The 19,451-nt window shown below is 71.7% G+C and carries 17 protein-coding genes and 1 tRNA gene; 7 read left to right on the top strand and 11 right to left on the bottom strand.

From position 1 onward, the window contains the following. Window positions 1–80: 80 nt before the first annotated feature. On the bottom strand, window positions 81–932 hold the full coding sequence (locus AB0F13_RS09955; RefSeq protein ID WP_362077989.1) for a MurR/RpiR family transcriptional regulator: 852 nt from the start codon (window positions 930–932) through the stop codon (window positions 81–83). Window positions 933–1,005: 73 nt separating this feature from the next. Continuing rightward, a complete protein-coding gene (locus AB0F13_RS09950) occupies window positions 1,006–2,355 on the bottom strand; it encodes an acyl-CoA synthetase (protein ID WP_362078095.1) in 1,350 nt (449 codons plus the stop codon). A 203-nt stretch (window positions 2,356–2,558) separates the two neighbouring features. Here AB0F13_RS09950 and AB0F13_RS09945 point away from each other — a divergent pair, with 203 nt between their 5' ends. Beyond that, the gene (locus AB0F13_RS09945) at window positions 2,559–2,978 is read left to right on the top strand and encodes a hypothetical protein (RefSeq protein WP_362077986.1); all 420 of its coding nucleotides are present in this window, start codon (window positions 2,559–2,561) and stop codon (window positions 2,976–2,978) included. Window positions 2,979–3,308: 330 nt separating this feature from the next. Here the strand turns inward: AB0F13_RS09945 and AB0F13_RS09940 are convergent, their stop codons facing one another. Then, window positions 3,309–4,706, bottom strand: coding sequence for a cystathionine beta-synthase (locus AB0F13_RS09940; RefSeq protein WP_362077983.1), 1,398 nt, complete (start codon window positions 4,704–4,706; stop codon window positions 3,309–3,311). A 219-nt stretch (window positions 4,707–4,925) separates the two neighbouring features. Between AB0F13_RS09940 and AB0F13_RS09935 the strand changes: the two genes are divergently transcribed. From AB0F13_RS09935 to AB0F13_RS09925, 3 genes are all read left to right on the top strand, one after another. Beyond that, window positions 4,926–5,954: an SGNH/GDSL hydrolase family protein gene (locus AB0F13_RS09935; protein WP_362077980.1), complete on the top strand. Its 1,029-nt coding sequence runs from the start codon at window positions 4,926–4,928 to the stop codon at window positions 5,952–5,954. Window positions 5,955–6,084: 130 nt separating this feature from the next. Beyond that, on the top strand, window positions 6,085–7,305 hold the full coding sequence (locus AB0F13_RS09930; protein WP_362077977.1) for an acetyl-CoA C-acetyltransferase: 1,221 nt from the start codon (window positions 6,085–6,087) through the stop codon (window positions 7,303–7,305). 248 nt (window positions 7,306–7,553) lie between these two features. Beyond that, a complete protein-coding gene (locus tag AB0F13_RS09925) occupies window positions 7,554–8,354 on the top strand; it encodes a hypothetical protein (RefSeq protein WP_362077974.1) in 801 nt (266 codons plus the stop codon). 45 nt (window positions 8,355–8,399) lie between these two features. Here AB0F13_RS09925 and AB0F13_RS09920 read toward each other — a convergent pair whose 3' ends face one another. Continuing rightward, complete coding sequence (locus tag AB0F13_RS09920; protein WP_362077971.1) at window positions 8,400–8,726, bottom strand: hypothetical protein; 327 nt, start codon at window positions 8,724–8,726, stop codon at window positions 8,400–8,402. Between the two features lie 98 nt (window positions 8,727–8,824). On the opposite strand from AB0F13_RS09920, the gene AB0F13_RS09915 reads away from it, so the two are divergent. After that, complete coding sequence (locus AB0F13_RS09915; RefSeq protein WP_362078092.1) at window positions 8,825–9,055, top strand: DUF4287 domain-containing protein; 231 nt, start codon at window positions 8,825–8,827, stop codon at window positions 9,053–9,055. Between the two features lie 102 nt (window positions 9,056–9,157). Here AB0F13_RS09915 and AB0F13_RS09910 read toward each other — a convergent pair whose 3' ends face one another. Together AB0F13_RS09910 and AB0F13_RS09905 are read right to left on the bottom strand one after the other, a co-directional pair. Then, entirely contained in the window at window positions 9,158–10,030 is an 873-nt protein-coding gene (locus AB0F13_RS09910) for a Bax inhibitor-1/YccA family protein (RefSeq protein ID WP_362077968.1), read from the bottom strand. A 219-nt stretch (window positions 10,031–10,249) separates the two neighbouring features. Next, window positions 10,250–10,332, bottom strand: a tRNA-Leu gene (locus AB0F13_RS09905). 400 nt (window positions 10,333–10,732) lie between these two features. On the opposite strand from AB0F13_RS09905, the gene AB0F13_RS09900 reads away from it, so the two are divergent. Both AB0F13_RS09900 and AB0F13_RS09895 read left to right on the top strand, forming a co-directional pair. Next, on the top strand, window positions 10,733–11,515 hold the full coding sequence (locus AB0F13_RS09900) for an ABC transporter ATP-binding protein (protein ID WP_362077965.1): 783 nt from the start codon (window positions 10,733–10,735) through the stop codon (window positions 11,513–11,515). Between the two features lie 34 nt (window positions 11,516–11,549). Continuing rightward, window positions 11,550–14,069: an ABC transporter permease gene (locus tag AB0F13_RS09895; RefSeq protein ID WP_362077962.1), complete on the top strand. Its 2,520-nt coding sequence runs from the start codon at window positions 11,550–11,552 to the stop codon at window positions 14,067–14,069. A gap of 60 nt (window positions 14,070–14,129) precedes the next feature. On the opposite strand, the gene AB0F13_RS09890 is transcribed toward AB0F13_RS09895, so the two are convergent. The 5 genes from AB0F13_RS09890 to AB0F13_RS09870 all read right to left on the bottom strand — a co-directional run bounded on the left by AB0F13_RS09890 (window position 14,130) and on the right by AB0F13_RS09870 (window position 19,394). Next, complete coding sequence (locus tag AB0F13_RS09890) at window positions 14,130–15,461, bottom strand: class I SAM-dependent methyltransferase (protein ID WP_362077959.1); 1,332 nt, start codon at window positions 15,459–15,461, stop codon at window positions 14,130–14,132. A gap of 160 nt (window positions 15,462–15,621) precedes the next feature. Then, entirely contained in the window at window positions 15,622–17,013 is a 1,392-nt protein-coding gene (locus tag AB0F13_RS09885) for an NAD(P)/FAD-dependent oxidoreductase (RefSeq protein WP_362077956.1), read from the bottom strand. 387 nt (window positions 17,014–17,400) lie between these two features. Then, window positions 17,401–18,342 (bottom strand): Ppx/GppA phosphatase family protein, encoded by a 942-nt coding sequence (locus AB0F13_RS09880; RefSeq protein ID WP_362077953.1) that lies wholly within the window; start codon window positions 18,340–18,342, stop codon window positions 17,401–17,403. Continuing rightward, a complete protein-coding gene (locus AB0F13_RS09875) occupies window positions 18,339–18,878 on the bottom strand; it encodes a DUF501 domain-containing protein (protein ID WP_362077950.1) in 540 nt (179 codons plus the stop codon). Before AB0F13_RS09875 ends, AB0F13_RS09880 begins: the two co-directional genes overlap by 4 nt. A 45-nt stretch (window positions 18,879–18,923) precedes the next feature. Beyond that, window positions 18,924–19,394 carry a septum formation initiator family protein gene (locus AB0F13_RS09870; protein ID WP_362077947.1) on the bottom strand — a complete coding sequence of 157 codons (471 nt, stop codon included), beginning with the start codon at window positions 19,392–19,394 and terminating at the stop codon, window positions 18,924–18,926. Between the last annotated feature and the right edge of the window lie 57 nt (window positions 19,395–19,451).

Here is a 19,451-nt window from a genome sequence, read left to right as displayed (position 1 = left end):
CTGACCGGCCTGCTGGGCGCGTTCGCCCCGCACTCGCAAGCGGCGGATGCGCCACGCCCACCGGTCCGGGTGACGGCGGCTCACTCGACGAACAGCCCCCGCGCCGTCGCATGCGCGTCGAACTCCTCCAGCCGCGCCTGCGCGTCCGGCAGCGCGTCGCACATCGCCTCCAGCAGCACCCGCCCCAGCAGCATGGGCGCGCACGCGGTGTCGAAGGCGAGGCCCGTGCCGACGGCGGCCGGCAGCAGCAGGTCGCTGTGGCGGGCGACGGGGGCGAAGGTGGAGTCGGCGACCGTGACGGTCGTCAGGCCCGCGCCGCGCGCGTACTCCAGGGCGTCGACGACCTCGCGCGGGTGGCGCGGCAGCGCGAAGCACAGCAGTGCGCTCGCGCCCGCCCGTACGGCCGCGTCGACGCGGTCGACGAGCAGCGTGCCGCCCTCGTCGAGCAGCCGCACGTCGGGGTGGACCTTGCGCGCGAAGTAGGCGAAGCCGCCCGCCTGTGCGGCGGCGGCGCGCAGGCCGAGGACGGGCAGCGGCCGCGACGCGGCCAGCAGCCGGCCCGCGCGGGCGACGGGGGCCGGGTCGGAGAGCAGCGAGGCGAGGTGGCGCAGGTTGTCGATCTCGGCGTGGACGGCCTGCTGGTACTCGTTGAACGAGCTGTCCGACGGCGCCTCGACGGCGGGGACCACATCGCGCAGGTGCCGGCGCAGCGCGGGGTAGCCGTCGAAGCCGAGGGCGACCGCGAAGCGGGTGACGGAGGGCTGGCTGACCCCGGCGAGGTCGGCGAGCTCCACGCTGGAGAGGAACGGCGCGTCGGCGGCGCGCCGCACCATGCAGTGCGCGATACGGCGCTGAGTGGGCGTCAGCCGGTGCCCCTCGAAGAGCTTCTGCAGCCGCGCGATGGCTTCCGGTTCGCCCCCGGTCTCGCTCATGGCCCTCCTCGGTCATTCATTCCACCCGTACCCTGCATGGAATTATGCAGGGTACGCGAGGGAAGAAGCACGCTCACAGCGGCGGGAGCAGCTTCTTCTGCGGCTTGCCCATGGCATTGCGCGGCAGGGCGTCCATGAAACGGATGCGCCGCGGCCGTTTGTGGACGGACAGGTGGCCGGCCACGAAGTCGATCAGCTCCCGTTCGCTCACGCCGTCGGCCACCACATAGGCGACGACCTCCTGCCCCAGGTCCTCGTGCGCCACCCCGACGACGGCGGCCTCGCCGACCGCCGGGTGGTCCAGCAGCGCGTTCTCGACCTCGCCCGCGCCGATGCGGTACCCGCCGGACTTGATCAGGTCGGTGGAGGCGCGGCCCACGATGCGGTGCGTGCCGTCGGCGTCGACGGCCGCGATGTCGCCCGTACGGAACCAGCCGTCGTCCGTGTACGAGGCCGCCGTCGCCTCCGGCCGGCCCAGGTAGCCGGAGAACAGCGTCGGCCCGGTGACCTCCAGCTCCCCGATGCCGCCTTCCTCCCCGCTCTCCACGACCCGGGTCCGTACGCCCCGCAGCGGCAGGCCCACCGAGCCCTGGCGGCGTTCGCCGTCCGCCCGGGTGGAGAGGGTGATCAGGGTCTCGGTCATGCCGTAGCGCTCGACGGGCCGCTGTCCGGTGAGCGCCTGGAGGTCGCGGAAGACGGGCGCGGGCAGCGCCGCGCTGCCCGACACCAGCAGCCGCGCACCGCCGAGCGCCCGCGCGGCCTCCGGCTCGCGCACGACGCGCGACCACACGGTCGGCACCCCGAAGTAGAGGCTGCCGCCGGCTGCCGCGTACGCCGTGGGGGTGGGCCGGCCGGTGTGCACCAGCCGGCATCCGGTGCGCAGCGCGCCCAGCACGCCCAGGACGAGGCCGTGGACGTGGAAGAGCGGCAGCCCGTGCACGAGGGTGTCCTCCGCCGTCCACTGCCAGGCCTCGGCGAGCCCGTCCAAGCCCGCCGCGACGGCCCCGCGCGGGATCAGCGCGCCCTTGGGCGCCCCGGTCGTACCGGAGGTGTAGAGCACGAACGCGGTCGCCCCGGGACCCGGCTCCGGCGCGGACCACGCTCCCCTCTCCCGCATGTCCACGGGCACGTCCTGGCCGAGCACCAGTTCGGCGCCGGAGTCGCGCAGGATGTGCTCACGCTCGGCGGGCCCGGCGTCCGGCGGCAGCGGCACGACGGGCACCCCGGCGAGCAGGGCGCCGACGACCGCGACCACGGTCTCCGGCGCGGCCTCGGCCCGCACGGCCACGGAGGAGGCCCCGGCGATCCGGGCCGCCACCGCGCCTGCCGCGCCCAGGAGTTCCTCGCGGGAGAAGGACCGGCCGGCGACGGTCAGGGCGTCCGGGCGGTCACCTGCGTCCGGCGCGGCGAGGGACGACAGCAGGGGCTCGTGCGCCCGCCCGTCCGCCTGCCCGCGCGGGGCGGGGGTTCGGTCTTCGTCGTTGTCCGGCGGCCCGGCGGCCGTGCGTGCGTCGCTCACGGTTGTGCTCCTTCCAGGGGGCCCTCGGCGACCGGGGGCCTTCCCCTCTGCGGATACGGGTGCTGGCCCCACCGACGCGGGCCCTGGGCGACCGTACCGTCGTAGGCATGATGGCCCGGGACCCCGATCTGAAGAAGGACCTCGACGCGACCTGGCAGACCCGCAAGGAGCTGGGCGCGGAGTACGAGGCGGAGCTCATCGACTCCTTCATGGAGAAGGTGGAGCACCGCATGGAGCAGAGGCTGGACGCCTCGGCGGACCGGCAGGTGCGCCGGCAGCTGGCCGAGCGGCAGATGGACGCGGCCCGCGGCGCGTGGCCCGGTGGCGGCCCGGTGGCGGGCGGCTTCGGCGAGCGCTTCGGCTTCGCCGCGGTGTCGCTGGTGCTCGCCGTCCCGCTGTCGGCGATCGGCGCGGTCAATGCCCACCTGCCGGGACTGCTGGTGACCTGGGCGGGGATCGTGGGGGTCAACGCGGCCCAGGCCGCGGGGCGGTTGCCGTGGCGCCGCATCCCCGGTGAGGAGCGGTAGCGCCCGTCCGGGCGGTGGAGCGGCGGGGGCCGCCGCACCCCGGCCGGGGCCGGGGTCGGGACGGCGGCGGTCCCCGCACAGGACACGGACCGGATCCGGGGGTGCCGGGGCCGGGGCCGCGTCCGGGCGGCCCTGGAAGTCCGGGAGCCGCTCCGGAGGTTCCTGCCGCCGCATTCGGGATGCCGGCCGGGGGAGTTCCCCTTGACCGGCATCCCTCACTATGCCGGACCCGTGTTAAGCGCATGCTGCGCGCGCGTGACGCTCCCGTGCCTTTTACGGACCGTCAGCTTCCGCGCGGAGCAGGGCGGTTGGACGGCTGCTCCTGAACGGCTACTTCGCCGCGCCGTTGCCGCCCTCGGCGAGGAAGGCCAGCAGGTCCTGGCGGCTGACGACGCCCGTCGGCTTGCCCTCGACGATCACGATCGCGGCGTCCGCGCTGCCGAGCACGGCCATCAGGTCCGCGACCGGCTCGCCGGAGCCGACCTGCGGCAGCGGCAGGCTCATGTGCTTCTCCAGCGGGTCGTCGAGCGAGGCGCGCTGGGCGAACAGCGCGTCCAGCAGGTCGCGTTCGACGACCGAGCCGATGACCTCGGCGGCCATGACGTCGGGGTGACCGGCGCCCGGCTTGACGATGGGCATCTGCGAGACGCCGTACTCGCGCAGCACCTGGATCGCCTCGCCGACGGTTTCCTCGGGGTGCATGTGCACCAGCGAGGGCAGGCCGCCGTCCTTGCGGAGCAGGACGTCGGCGACGCGCGCGGAGTCGCCGGCCTCCTCCAGGAAGCCGTAGTCCGCCATCCACTCGTCATTGAAGATCTTGCTCAGGTAGCCGCGGCCGCTGTCCGGCAGCAGGACGACGACCACGTCGTCCGGGCCGAGGCCCTCGGCGGCGCGCAGGGCGCTGACGACCGCCATGCCGCAGGAGCCGCCGACGAGCAGGCCCTCCTCCTTGGCGAGGCGGCGCGTCATCTGGAAGGCGTCCTTGTCGGAGACCGCGATGATCTCGTCGGTCACCGTGCCGTCGTAGGCGCTCGGCCAGAAGTCCTCACCGACGCCCTCGATCAGGTACGGACGGCCCGAACCGCCGCTGTAGACCGAGCCCTCGGGGTCCGAGCCGATGACCTTGACCCGGCCGTCGCTGATCTCCTTCAGGTAGCGGCCGGTGCCGCTGATGGTGCCGCCGGTGCCCACGCCCGCCACGAAGTGGGTGATCTTCCCCTCCGTCTGCTCCCAGATCTCCGGGCCGGTGGAGTGGTAGTGCGACAGCGGGTTGTTGGGGTTGCTGTACTGGTCGGGCTTCCAGGCATTGGGCGTCTCGCGCACGAGCTTGTCGGAGACGTTGTAGTACGAGTCCGGGTGCTCCGGGTCGACGGCGGTCGGGCAGACGACGACCTCGGCGCCGTACGCGCGCAGCACGTTGATCTTGTCAGTGGAGACCTTGTCCGGGCACACGAAGATGCACTTGTAGCCCTTCTGCTGGGCCACGATGGCAAGGCCGACGCCCGTGTTGCCGGAGGTCGGCTCGACAATGGTGCCGCCCGGCTTGAGCTCCCCGGACTTCTCCGCGGCTTCGATCATCCGCAGGGCGATCCGGTCCTTCACGGAACCGCCGGGGTTGAAGTACTCGACCTTGGCAAGCACGGTGGCCTCGATGCCATCGGTCACGCTGTTGAGCTTCACGAGCGGGGTGTTGCCGACGAGCTCAATCATCGAATCGTGATACTGCACGGTGATCTCCGCGGTCAGGGGGCACTAGCGGTCGTCGCGTACCCGTATGCCCAGCCTATTGCGCGTCCGACTGCACTAGTGGCGCGTTGCGGGCGGCGTTGCTCGGGGCAACCTGCTGATAGCGCGCCCGGACAAGGGTGCACGGGTTTCGTGAACCTTTGATGAAGTGTTTGTAAAACGGCTTATTAACGGGTTTCGTGGGAGCCGAGGAGGCCGGCCATGTCCGTGCGGAGGGCGAGGGTGGCGCGGCGGATCGCGGCCGCGGCGGCGTACGGGGGCGGCGGGGCCGGACTGCTGGGCGGGGCGGCGCTCGGCCTGCTGCTCACCGAGGTGGCGCTGGCCAAGCGGGTGGTCGGCGGCCACCAGGACACACCGCCGCACGCGGACGGCCGCTACGGCTCGGGGTTCGTGCACCGGCTGGGCCGGCCGCCCCTGCTGCTGGGCGTGCTGGGCGACTCCACGGCCGCCGGACAGGGCGTGCACCGCCCCCGCCAGACGCCCGGGGCGCTGCTGGCGTCGGGGCTCGCCGCGGTCGCGGAGCGGCCGGTGGACCTGCGCACCGTGGCGCTGTCCGGCGCGCAGTCCTTCGACCTGGAGCGGCAGGTCACCCAGATCCTGTCCGACCCGGACCGCAACCCCGACGTCTGCGTGATCATGATCGGTGCCAACGACGTCACCCACCGGATGCCGGCGGCGCGCTCGGTCCGGCTGCTGTCGGAGGCGGTGCGCCGGCTGCGGGACGCGGGGTGCGAGGTGGTGGTGGGCACCTGCCCGGACCTGGGCACGATCGAGCCGGTGTACCAGCCGCTGCGCTGGCTGGCGCGGCGGCTGAGCCGCCAGCTGGCGGCCGCGCAGACGATAGGGGTGCTGGAGGCGGGCGGCCGCACGGTCTCGCTCGGCGACCTGCTGGGCCCGGAGTTCGCGGCGAACCCGCGCGAGCTGTTCGGCCCGGACAACTACCACCCCTCCGCCGAGGGCTACGCCACCGCCGCCATGGCCGTGCTGCCCACGCTGTGCGCGGCGCTGGGCCTGTGGCCGGAGGACGAGCGGCCCGACGCGGCCCGCCGCGAGGGCATCCTGCCGGTGGCCCGGGCGGCGGCGGAGGCGGCGGCCGAGGGTGGCACCGAGGTCACGCCCACGGCCCGTGGCCGCTGGGCGCTGCTGAAGCACCGCAAGCGGCGGCGGCTGCCGGCGCACACCGAGGCCGTGGTGAACCACTTCCGGGCGAGGACGGGGCGTAGCCTGTAGGACAGACGACTGAGCGCCCGCTTAGAAAAGAGGCCCGCATCACAGCCACGAGTGCGTGACCGGAGCCCTACGTGCGGGTAACTTCCCGGAGAGTCCGGAGAGTATGCCCTTCCGCGCCCCTGGAGCCGTGATGCCCGAAGCCGTGATCGTCTCAACCGCCCGCTCGCCGATCGGTCGCGCCTTCAAGGGGTCCCTGAAGGACCTGCGGCCCGACGACCTCACCGCCACGATCATCCAGGCGGCGCTCGCCAAGGTCCCCGGGCTCGACCCGCGCGACATCGACGACCTGATGCTCGGCTGCGGCCTCCCCGGCGGCGAGCAGGGCCACAACCTGGGCCGCATCGTGGCCGTGCAGATGGGCATGGACCACCTGCCCGCCACCACCGTCACCCGCTACTGCGCCTCGTCGCTGCAGACCTCGCGGATGGCGCTGCACGCGATCAAGGCGGGCGAGGGCGACGTCTTCATCTCGGCGGGCGTCGAGATGGTCTCCCGTTCGGTCAACGGCTCCTCCGACGGCATGCCCGGCACCCACAACCCGCTCTTCGCCGACGCCGAGGCCCGCACGGCCACCCGCGCCGAGCAGGGCGGCGAAGGCTGGCGCGACCCGCGCGAGGACGGCCTGGTGCCGGACGCCTACATCGCGATGGGCCAGACCGCCGAGAACCTGGCCCGCCTGAAGGGCGTCACCCGCCAGGACATGGACGAGTTCGGCGTACGGTCGCAGAACCTCGCCGAGCAGGCCCTCGCCAAGGGCTTCTGGGAGCGCGAGATCACCCCGGTGGCCCTCCCCGACGGCACGGTCGTCTCGCAGGACGACGGCCCCCGCGCGGGCGTCACGCTGGAGGGCGTGGCGGGCCTCAAGCCCGCCTTCCGCCCGGACGGCCTGATCACCGCGGCCAACTGCTGCCCACTCAACGACGGCGCCGCCGCCGTCGTGATCATGTCCGACACCAAGGCGCGCGAGCTGGGCCTGACCCCGCTGGCCCGGATCGTCTCGACGGGCGTCTCGGCGCTCTCCCCCGAGATCATGGGCTACGGCCCGGTGGAGGCCAGCAATCAGGCGCTGCGACGGGCCGGCCTGGGCATCGGCGACATCGACCTGGTCGAGATCAACGAGGCCTTCGCCGCGCAGGTCATCCCCTCCTACCGCGACCTGGGCATCGACCTGGACCGGCTCAACGTCAACGGCGGCGCCATCGCCGTCGGCCACCCCTTCGGCATGACCGGCGCCCGCATCACGGGCACGCTGATCAACTCCCTCCAGTTCCACGACAAGCAGTTCGGCCTGGAGACGATGTGCGTGGGCGGCGGCCAGGGCATGGCGATGGTGATCGAGCGGCTGAGCTGAGTTGAGCTGAGCAGGGGCAACTGCCAACAGCAACCATCGGCCACCTTGCCGAAACGTGACCGAAACTCCCCCAGGATGTGACCAACGTCCCGGGGGAGATTCGTTTCCCCAGGTCAGAGTGGTTGAAGAGACAACGTCCAGGCCGAAGGTCCCGCCTGGTTCATGACGTTTTGCACTGTGGGGCCTCAAAGACGTGCGCGAAGCTGAGGTAGGAATTCGGGGGATCCTTAGCAACCGGGAGTACGTCAGTGAGCGCCATGTCTCTTGCCCTGCTGCTGGCCGCTGCCACCGCCACGGCCGCGGGCGCCGCCGCCCTGCACAGCACGCGCGGCCTGCGCCGCCAGATCGCGGCCCTGCGCGCCGACCTGGCGACCGCCGCCCCGCTCCGCGGAACGCATGCGCCGGTGCCGCCCGCACGCACCGCACCGGTCGCCGAGATACGTGAAGCCGTCGCGGACGCGCTCGCGGAGGAGCGGGAGCGGGAGCTTGCCGAGGCGCGTGCGTTCTGGGCCGCGCAGGAGGCCCGGGACCTCACCGGCGCCGACACCCCGTCACTGCTGGGCGGCCCGGTCGACGAGCCGCTCGCCGAGAGCCTGTACGGCGGACCGTACCTGCCCCGCCAGGCCGACTTCACCGCTCTCGACCCGCTGGCCGACCACGAGTCCGAGGCCGCGGACTCCCCCGAGCTGGCCGCCGCGCGCCGCCGCCACCCCTCGCACCCGGACTTCACCCCCGCGGCCTCCGCCGTCACCGACCACGAGCGCACCGTCGAGTGCCTGGACGACCTCGCCGACGCCCGCGTCCCGCTGGCGGACGTCCGCCCCGGCCCGCTGGGCACCCTCGACGTCTACGTCTTCGCCGACGGCACCACCGTCTGCATGACCCCCGGGCACCGCGAGACCGCGGAGCGCCTCGCCCAGGCGCTGCGGGCCGGAGAGGCCCCGGTCCTGCTGGGCGGCTCGGGCCTCGCCGGCGCGTACGCCCTGACGTTCCAGTGCGGGACCGACACCGTCTACGTCCTGGCGGACAGGGTCATAGCGTCGCTGTAGAGCGGACGGAAGGGGCCGGGCGGCACGAGAACACCACCCCGGCCCCTACAGCCCGCAGCGCCGCGCCGCGGCCGTCACCAGCTCCACCGCCTTGGCCACGTTCCCCGGCACCTCGCCGGAGGCGATCAGCGCTTCGGCCAAATCGTGACCCGCCACCGCCACTTGGTCGGCCACCGCGAACATCCCCGCCTCCGGCATCTCCCGTACCGCCGGCGCCCCCGGCTCCTCGATCCGCTGGGTCCATACAGCCAACTCTCGGGCCAGAGCCAGCGCTTCCGCGGCCGCCCCGCGGCTCAGTCGGGACTGCGGCAGGGCCCGCAGCCGGTCGGCGAAGGTGTCCACAGCGGCCAGAAGAGGCGTCACGTCATCCACGCCACGAGCCTATGCGCCGTCCACCGACTGTTGCCAATGCTTGAACACTCGGGCACGGTGACATGAAGGACCATCATTCGACGCGTCCGGAGGCGCCGATGTCCCACGTCTTCTCCGACGAGACCCACCGGAACCTGCTCTCCCGAATCCCTCACTGCACGGGCCGTGAAGTCGCCGACTGGCTGCGCACGGTCGATGAAGGCCCCGCCCTCTCCCGCTTGGAGGAGAAGGTCAGCTGGCTGCGCGGAGAGCACAATCTCGCTTACGGCCACGCAAAGGCGATCGTCCACGAGTACGACCTCCAACGGGCGGCGCGGAAGCTTCGGTAGCGGGCGCGCCCGGAAAACGGGACAGGGCCCGGGAAGGCAAAGCCTTCCCGGGCCCTGTCGTGGATAAATCCACGCGGCAGTGAAACGACCGCCAGTCGCCCGCTAGTCGTTATTCAGGATCGCGATGATCCGCAGGATCTCCGTGTAGATCCACACGAGCGACAGCGTCAGGCCGAAGGCCGCCAGCCAGGACTCCTCACGGGGGGCGCCGTAGCGGACGCCGTCCTCAATCTGCTTGAAGTCCAGCGCCAGGAACGCCGCGCCCAGCAGGACGCCGACGACGCCGACCGCGATGCCCAGGCCGCCGCTGCGGAAGCCCAGACCGTCACCGCCGCCGAAGACGGCGAACAGGGAGTTCGCCACCATCAGCAGCAGGAAGCCGATCGCGGCACCGATCACGAAGCGGGTGAACCGCCGGTCGACCCGGATGATCCGGGTCCGGTACGCGATGAGCACGCCCGCGAAGACGGCCATGGTGCCCAGCACCGCCTGCATCGGGGCGCCGCTCGCGATGTTGTTGTACGCCTGGCTGATCACGCCGAGGAAGAGACCCTCGAAGACCGCGTAGGCCAGGATCAGCGCGGGCGACGGCTTGGCCTTGAACGACTGGACCAGGCCCAGCACCATCGCCACGATGCCGGCGACGAAGCCGACCGCGACGGGCAGCGAGAGCGCCCATGCCGCGCCGGCGGCGACGACGACCGTGCCCAGCGTGATGCCGGTGCGGGCGACGACGTCGTCCATCGTCATCCGGTCGGTCTGTGCCGGGGCCTGCGGGTAGCCCTGCTGGAGATCCGGCCCGCCCTGCGCGTACGGATTCGCCGCGTAGGGGTTGGTGGGCTCGGCGTACGGGTTGGTCGCGTACGGGTTGCCCTGGGCCGCGGCCCCGGCCTGCGGCGCCGCGCCGAAGCCCGCGTAGCCGCTGTTACCGCGGCTGAACCCCCGTCGCGAGAAGACCGGGTTGCTGCTCCTCATCTCACTCCTCCATGGCCACCCTGCGCGGCCTTGGCCTCAAGGGTAATGGGTAGGCAAAAGAATGGCTCTCCTGCTTCGGGACGATCTTTTCTTCTCCTGCCTCCGTACCGGACAACGCAAACCGTGGGCAGCCGGTTCCGTGAAGAGCGAGGAAAAGACGGGAAGTGCGCCAAGGAAGCGCCAAGAGCCGTCAGGCGGGCCGCTGCCACGGCAAGGAGGTGCCCGGAGCCGGACTTGAACCGGCACGGCCCGAAGGGCCAGCGAGGTTTAAGCTCGCCGTGTCTGCATTCCACCATCCGGGCGGGGCTCTCGGGCAGCACAGCGGGGAGGCGCGCGTTCCTCCCCTCGAAGAGAGCAGGACGAGCCTAGCCGGGGAGCGACCCCCAAACAGCGGAACCCTGACCCGAGGTTGTCTTATTTTATTGGCAACTGAGGGCCCATCAGTGCAGGGATGACGCCATTGGCACATGCCAGGGGCTGATCTCCGCCGTTCATCACCCCGCCCCCGAAACCCAGCGGAATTGTCGCAATCTCGTCGCTCTGGGTGAGGGGTGCTCTCCTACCCAGGGATGAGAGCGCACCCGGCCCGTACCTCCCGAGCATGTCCCCGGAACCGGAGCTACGGCGGATCCGGGAGGGGGGTGCCGCAGCGGACCATGGAGTACGTCCCTGAACCGTCCGTCCCGACAGGAGTGCTCCCCTGTGACCACCACCCCCTTCGGCGCCCCGGCCGCCGTCCGCACCGCTGCGGTGGCAGCCCGCGCCACGGATCTCACCAAGGTCTACGGACAGGGCGAGACCCAGGTGGTCGCCCTGGATGCCGTCTCCGTGGAATTCCGGCAGGCCGAGTTCACCGCGATCATGGGCCCCTCCGGCTCCGGCAAGTCGACGCTGATGCACTGCATGGCCGGCCTCGACTCCGTCTCCGGCGGCTCGGCCCGCATCGGCGACGTCGAGCTGACCGGGCTGAACGACAAGAAGCTCACCCGGCTGCGCCGCGACAGGATCGGCTTCATCTTCCAGGCGTTCAACCTGCTGCCGACGCTGAACGCCCTGGAGAACATCACGCTCCCCATGGACATCGCCGGCCGCAAGCCCGACAAGCAGTGGCTGGACATGGTGGTCGACACCGTCGGCCTCTCCGGGCGCCTCAAGCACCGCCCCAACCAGCTCTCCGGCGGCCAGCAGCAGCGCGTGGCCGTGGCCCGCGCCCTGGCCGGCCGCCCCGAGATCATGTTCGCCGACGAGCCCACCGGCAACCTCGACTCCCGCTCCGGCGCCGAGGTCCTCGGCTTCCTGCGCAACTCGGTGCGCGAGCTCGGCCAGACCGTCGTCATGGTCACCCACGACCCGGTCGCCGCCTCCTACGCCGACCGTGTCGTCTTCCTCGCCGACGGCCGCATCGTCGACGAGCTGCGCGAGCCCACCGCCGACGCCGTCCTGGACCGGATGAAGCGCTTCGACGCCAAGGGCCGCACGAGCTGATCCCCGCCGGATTCGATCCTCAGGACTGACCTCAATGTTCCGCACTGCCCTGCGCAATGTGCTCGCGCACAAGGCCAGGCTGCTGATGACCGTGCTCGCCGTCATGCTCGGCGTCGCCTTCGTCTCCGGCACCCTGGTCTTCACCTCGACCATCTCCGACGCCTACCAGAAGAGCTCCCAGAAGGGCTACACGGGCGTCGACGTCGCCGTCCAGCCCCACAAGCAGGACAGCGACCGGAGCAACCCGGGCGCGGCCCCGCAGCTCACCCAGAACCTGCTGGACCGGGCCGGCAAGGTGCCCGGCGCCGCCTCCGCCACCGGTTCCGTCAACGGCTTCGCCGCGATCGCCGACAAGCACGGCAAGCTCATAGGCGAGGGCTTCTCCTCCTCCGGCGCGAACTACTACCCGGGCAGCGACGGCAAGGACGCCCGCTACCCGATGAAGGACGGCCGCGCGCCCAGGGACGCCGGCGAGATCGCGCTCGACGCCAGGACCGCCGAGCGCGCCGGCTACAAGGTCGGCGACACCGTCCGGATCTCCGTCGACGGCCCCGTGCTGCAGCAGAAGGTCGCGGGCATCTTCACCACCGACGACGGCAACGTCGCCGCCGGTGGCAGCCTCGCCCTCTTCGAGACCCCGACCGCGCAGAAGCTCTACGCCAAGCCCGGCGAGTTCAGCCGGATCGACGTGAAGGCCGCGCCCGGCACGTCCCAGGCCGCGCTCAAGACCGCGGTCGAGAAGGTGCTGCCCAAGGACGCCGAGGCGACCACCGGCCAGCAGCTGGCCGATGACGAGGCCGAGCTGATCTCCAAGAACATGGACGGCATGCGGACCGCCCTGCTGGTCTTCGCCGGCATCTCGCTGTTCGTCGGCATCTTCATCATCGCCAACACCTTCACCATGCTGGTGGCCCAGCGCACCAAGGAGCTGGCGCTGATGCGCGCGGTCGGCGCCAGCCGCCGCCAGGTCACCCGCTCGGTGCTCATCGAGGCGTTCGTCGTGGGCACCATCGCCGGCGTCGCCGGCCTGGTCACGGGCATCGGCATCGGTTCCGGGCTGCGCGCCCTGATGAACGGCACCGGCGCCACCGTCCCCGACGGCCCGCTGGTCGTCTCCGCGAACACGGTCCTGGTCTCGATGGGCGTCGGCATCGTCGTCACCATGCTCGCCGCCTGGCTGCCCGGCCGGCGGGCCGCGAGGATCCCGCCGGTCGCCGCGATGAACAGCGTGCACGCCGTGGCCACCACCCGCTCGCTGGTCGTGCGCAACTCCATCGGCGGCGTCCTCACCGCGGCCGGCGCCGCCCTCGTCCTGGGCGCCTCCAGCTCGAGCACGATGGGCATGGGCGCGGCCCTGGTCCTCATCGGCGTCTTCGTGCTGACGCCGCTGCTGTCGCGCCCGGTGATCGCCGCCTCGGCGCCCGTCCTGCGCCTGTTCGGGATGCCCGGCAAGCTGGCCCGGCAGAACGCGGTCCGCAACCCGCGCCGCACCGCCGCGACCGCCTCCGCGCTGATGATCGGCCTGACGCTGATCACCGGCCTGACCGTGATCGCCGGCAGCGTCCAGAAGGCCATCGACAAGATGGCCACGGACTCCATCAAGGCCGACTACATCGTCTCCATGGCCAGCATGACCCCGCTCTCCCCCGACGTGGAGAAGACGCTGGCCGCGCACCCCGGCGTCACCGCCACCAGCCCGCTGCGCAGTTCTCCCTCGCGCATCGACGGCGACCACGAGACGCTCACCGGCGTCAACGGCAGGACCATCGGGCAGCTGACGAAGGTCGACTTCACGGCCGGCTCGTTCAACGGGCTCTCCGGCGACAAGGTCGTCGTCGACGACGCGACCGCCCGCACCCACCACTGGAAGCTCGGCTCGTCCTTCACCACCACCTATGAGGACGGCAAGCAGGGCAAGCTGACGGTCTCGGGCGTCTACAAGGGCAACGACCTGATGCGCGGCCTCATGGTCGACGTGAACACCCTCGCCCCGCACCAGCGCGAGATCACCGACCGCCAGGTGATGGTCAGGACCAAGACCGGTGCCGACGACTCCGCCAAGGAGAACCTGCGCAAGGCCCTCGGTGACAACCCGGCCATCCAGGTCCAGGACAAGAAGGACGTGTCCGACGGCATCGCCAAGGTCATCGGCCTGCTGCTGAACATGCTCTACGGGCTGCTGGCCATGGCCGTGGTCGTCGCGGTGCTCGGTGTCATCAACACCCTGGCCATGTCGGTCTTCGAGCGCTCCCAGGAGATCGGGATGCTGCGCGCCATCGGCCTGGACCGCAAGGGCATCAAGCGGATGGTGCGGCTGGAGTCGCTGGTCATCTCGCTGTTCGGCGGCGTGATGGGCGTGGGCCTGGGCGTGTTCTTCGGCTGGGCGGCCGGTGACCTCATCCGCAAGGGCCTCAGCACCTACGAGCTGGTGCTCCCCTGGGGCCGGATGGGCGTCTTCCTGCTGCTGGCCGCCGTGGTGGGCGTGCTGGCCGCGCTGTGGCCCGCGCGCCGGGCGGCGAAGCTCAACATGCTGTCCGCCATCAAGGCGGAGTAACCCGGCGGCAAGCAAGAAGGAGGGGCCCGGTCCACGCGGACCGGGCCCCTTCGCGTGCGCTCAGCGCCAGTCGCGCGTGCGCAGCGGCATGCCCGCCGCGCCGGTCTCCGGCGTGCGCACGGCCAGTACTTGATTGACCCCTAGGCGGTTGCGCTCGAAGGACAGCGCGCAGGCGGCCATGTAGAGCCGCCACACCCGGGCCCGGCCCGGTGAGGTCAGGCGCACGGCCTCCTCCCAGTGCGTCTCCAGGTTGGCCACCCACTGGCGCAGCGTCAGGGCGTAGTGCTCGCGCAGCGCCTCCACGTCCCGGACCTCGAACCCGGCGGCCTCCAGCTGGGTCACGGTCCGGCCGAGGGGGGCCAGTTCGCCGTCGGGGAAGACGTAGCGGTCGATGAACTCGTCCACGCGGTAGTCCGCTTCGTCCGCCAGGGGGCGGCGGGCGATCTGGTGGTTGAGCAGCCGGCCGCCGGGCCGGAGCAGGCAGTGCAGCTCGTGGGCGTACTCGGCGTAGCGCTCGGATCCGACGTGCTCGGCCATGCCGATGGAGCACAGGGCGTCGTACGGCCCGTCGCGGACCTCGCGGTAGTCCTGGACCCTGATCTCCACGCGGTCCGCCAGACCGGCCTCTGCGACCCGTTTGCGGGCGTAGACGGCCTGTTCCCCGGAGAGGGTGATGCCGACCGCGTGCACCCCGTACTCCCGGGCGGCGTGCAGCACCATCGAGCCCCAGCCGCAGCCGACGTCCAGCAGCCGCTGTCCGGGGGCGAGGGCCAGCTTGCGGCAGACGAGGCCGAGCTTGGCGTGCTGGGCGTCCTCCAGGGTGGCGTCCGGGCCGGGCCAGTAGGCGCAGGAGTAGACCATCGAGGGGCCCAGGACGCGCTCGTAGAAGGTGTTGCCGACGTCGTAGTGGTGGCTGATGGCCCGCTTGTCGCGGCGCACGGTGTGCAGGGGTCCGCCGCCGGTACGGGCCTCCTCGCGCGGCGGTGCGGGCGGCGGCCAGGGCCCGGCGAGCCGGAGCAGTTCGCGGCCCGCGGCGCGCAGCACGGGGTCGCGGAGGGCGTGGACGAGGGCGGCCGGGCCGCTGCGCCGGGCGGTGTCCTCCTCGCGCTCCCACAGGTGCCCGGCGAGCAGGTCCAGGGCCTGGTAGAGGTCGCCCTCGATGTCGATGTCACCGGCGACCCAGGCGCGGGCCAGTCCGAGCTCGCCCGGCTTCCACAGCATGCGGCGCAGGGCCCGGCGGCGGCGGATGACCAGGACGGGGGTGCCGGGGGAGCCGGGAGTGCCGGGCGGGCCCGACGACTCGCTGCGGTCCCAGGCGCGCAGCCGGACCGGGAGCGGGGTCCCCAGGACCTGTTGCGCGAGTGCGGTGAGCCGTCGAGCGGCCTCGGCCATGTCGCACACCTCCATGATGAAGTGTCAGGAGATAGTTCCACCTGACACCTGAACACCAACGGGCCGTGCTGTGATCCCTCTTGGTCCAGATTAGGTCAACGGCAACGCGAAGGGCGCCCACCCCACGGATTGGTGGACGCCCTTCACACAGCGGTCTTGCTTACGAGGCCTTGGCCTTCTGGGCCGTGCCCGCGTCGGACTTGGCGGCGGCCTGCGGGGCCGGCTTCGCGGCCTCGTAGAACTCCTCGCGCGGGTTCTCCATGGCGCGCAGGGAGACGACCTCGCGCTTGAGGAACAGGCCGAGGGTCCAGTCCGCAAGGACGCGGATCTTCCGGTTGAAGGTCGGCATGGCCATGCCGTGGTAGCCACGGTGCATGTACCAGGCGAGACGGCCCTTGAGCTTGATCTTCATCTTGCCCATGACGATCATCGCGACGCCCTTGTGGAGGCCGAGGCCCGCCACCGCACCCTTGTTGGAGTGCGCGTAGGTCTTCTGCGGGAAGCCACGCATCCCGGAGATCACGTTGTCGCCGAGGACCTTGGCCTGGCGCAGCGCGTGCTGGGCGTTCGGCGGGCACCAGGCGTTCTCGTTGCCGGCCTTGCGGGAGGCGACGTCCGGGACCTGGGCGTTGTCGCCCGCGGCCCAGATGTAGTCGGTGCCCTGGACCTGGAGGGTCTCGGAGGTGTCGACGTGACCGCGCGGGCCGAGCGGCAGGCCGTAGCGGGCCAGCGCCGGGTTGGGCTTGACGCCCGCGGTCCACACGATGGTGTTGGAGTCGACCTCGAGGCCGTTCTTCAGCACGACGTGACCGTCGACGCAGGAGTCCATGGAGGTCGAGAGGTAGATCTCGACGCCACGGCTCTCGAGGTGCTTCTTGCCGTACTCGCCGAGCTTGGGACCGACCTCGGGGAGGATCTTGTCGGCGGCGTCGACGAGGACGAAGCGCATGTCCTCGCGCTTGACGTTCGGGTAGTACTTGGCGGCGTCGCGCGCCATGTCCTCGACCTCGCCGATGGTCTCCGCGCCTGCGAAGCCACCGCCGATGAAGACGAAGGTGAGCGCCTTGCGGCGGATCTCCTCGTCCTTGGTCGAGTCGGCCTTGTCGAGCTGCTCGAGTACGTGGTTGCGCAGGCCGATGGCCTCCTCGATGCCCTTCATGCCGATGCCGTTCTCGGCCAGGCCGGGGATCGGGAAGGTACGGGAGACCGCGCCGAGCGCGATGACCAGGTAGTCGAAGGGCAGCTCGTACGCCTCGCCGACGAGCGGCGCGATGGTGGCTACCTTGCGGTCCTGGTCGATGGTGGTGACACGGCCGGTCAGGACCTCCGCCTTCGGGAGCACGCGGCGCAGCGGCACCACGACGTGGCGAGGGGAGATGCTGCCGGCGGCTGCTTCGGGGAGGAAGGGCTGGTACGTCATGTACGAGCGCGGGTCGACGACCGTGACGGTCGCCTCCGCGTACCGCATCTTCTTCAGGATGCGGCGCGCCGCGTACAGGCCGACGTAACCGCCGCCTACTACGAGGATCCGTGGACGCTCCGTGGTGCTCATGTTTCGAGTATCCAGCACTCTCGGGAGGGGTGCTCGTGAGCCCCTTCACAAGGAGCGTGGGCCTGTCTGCTACACTCCGCCGCCCCCGTGACCGACGCCATAGCGCCGTCGTGGAACCAAGCCGCCCGGCCGGGCGTTGATCACCCCCGCTGAACTGGGCTTGCGGCGTGCGGGACGACTGGACCACAGTCGGCGGGAGACCCGCATAAGCGGGTCTTTAACACGCCAGAAACTGGACGGTTTCCGGGCGCGAGGGCCGTGCGGCGCCCGGAAGAGGGCCTGAAGGCCTCATTCCGGGATCTCGTGACCGCTTTTTCATGTGAAGGATTTCACGAACATTCCCCGGCTCGGGGTCCGCAATCCCCTTCACCTGCCCGGAACGTCCCTTTACGCAACGCTCCACGCGATGCCGTCGAGAATGTCGTGCTCGCTGACGACGACCTCCTGGGCACCCGTCCGCTCCATCACGCACAGCAGGACGAGCGCCCCCGCGGCGATGACGTCGACCCGTCCCGGGTGCATCACCGGGATCGCGGCGCGCTGCTCGTGGGTGGAGGAGATCAGCCGGTGGGTGATCTCCCGGACCTGCTCCAGGGAGATCCGTGCGTGGTGGATGGCCGCGGAGTCGTATTCCGGCAGGCCCAGGGCGATCGCCGCGACCGTGGTGACCGAGCCGGCCAGGCCGACGAGCGTGCGGGCCTCGGTCAGCGGCACGGTCTGCCCGGCCAGGTCCAGCGCGGCCTCGATGTCGGCCCGTATCGCCGCCACCTGCGCGGCCGACGGGGGGTCGGTGACCTCGCCGTCCACCACCAGATGACGTTCCGTCATGCGTACGCAGCCCACGTCCACGCTGCGGGCGGCCCGCACGTGCTCCTCGCCGACCACGAACTCGGTCGAGCCACCGCCGATGTCCACGACGAGGAACGGCTTGGCCAGATCGTGCCGCCCGGTGAGCTCCTTGGTGGCGCCGGTGAAGGAGAACTCCGCCTCCTGGTCACCGCTGATCACCTCGGGCTCCACGCCCAGGATCCCGACGACGCCCCGCACGAAGTCCTCGCGGTTCTCCGCGTCCCGCGAGGCGGAGGTCGCCACGAAGCGCACGCGCCGCACGCCGTGCGCCTCGATGACCTCGGCGTACTCCCGGCACGCGGCGAAGGTGCGCTCCAGCGCCTGCGGCGCCAGCCGTCCCGTGCGGTCCACGTCCTGGCCGAGCCGGACGATCGTCATCCGCCGGTCGAGCTCCTTGAGTTCTCCGGTGGCGGGGTCGGCGTCGGCGACGAGCAGCCGGATGGAGTTCGTGCCGCAGTCGACGGCGGCGACGCGCGTCATGCGCATCCCTCGCCGGAGTCGGCGCACGGGCTCACGCACGGGCCCTTGGCCCACCACTCCGGCAGCAGCGCCAGCGCCTCGTCGCCGAAGGGGTTCACGCCCGGGCCGGCCACCAGCGAGTGCCCGACCAGCACGTGCAGGCACTTGACCCGGTCGGGCATGCCGCCCGCGCTCGGGAAGCCCTGCAGGACCTCGATCGCGTCGCGGCGCGCGATGTAGTCCTCGTGCGCGGCCCGGTAGGCGGCGGCCAGTTCCGGGTCGGTCGCCAGCCGGTCCTGCATCTCCTTCATCAGGCCCGAGCCCTCCAGCGTGCCGATCGCGGACGAGGCACGCGGGCAGGTCAGGTAGTACGTCGTCGGGAACGGCGTGCCGTCCGGCAGCCGGGGGGCCGTCTCGACCACGTCCGGCTGACCGCAGGGGCAGCGGTGCGCGATGGCGCGCAGGCCGCGCGGCTCCCGCCCCAGCTGCTCCTTGAACGCGGCGATGTCCGCGTCCGTCGGCTCGGTGGGCTCGGTCTTCGGAGGAGGGGTGTCCATGTGCTCGCTCGTGCTCGCTCGGTCTTATAGAAAGAATGTGCGGGATCAGCGGTGGTCGTCGGAGGTGTCCACGCCGTCCCAGAGGTTGCTGTACCAGGGGCGGTCGGCGGCGCCCTCGTCCTTGCGGGGTCTGGTGACGCCGCTGCCGTCCACCACGCTGTAGCCGATTTCGCCGGGGCGTACGAAGTGCAGGTGCTGACGCGCCTGCTGCTCGACGTACGCCGGGTCCTCCAGCCGTGCCTTCTCGTCGCGCAGCCGCTTGACCTGCGCCCGCGCGTGCTCGGTCAGGCGCCGCTGGTCGGCGATGTCCGAGCGCTGGGTGACCCACTGGCGCATGGGGTAGGCGAGGGCGACGACGAGGGAGCAGACGACGAGCGCGAGCAGCGCCGCACGGCCGGTGAGCCGGCTGCGCCGCTGCGGCCGGGCACGGTAGACCCGGGCCGCGGCCGGCCCCTGCACGAGCGCCGTCCCCAGCGCCTTGAGCCTGGTCGCGGTGGAGAACCGGTCCGCGCCCACGTCGCCTCCCCGAAGTCGGCCGAGTCATGGCGTACTCACGAACGATACGTCCCCGGA

It is taken from the genome of Streptomyces sp. NPDC026206, from assembly GCF_040638465.1.
GTDB lineage: Bacteria > Actinomycetota > Actinomycetes > Streptomycetales > Streptomycetaceae > Streptomyces.
The sequence above is the reverse complement of the archived record's forward strand: the minus strand, read 5'-3'. Positions and strand labels throughout refer to the sequence as shown.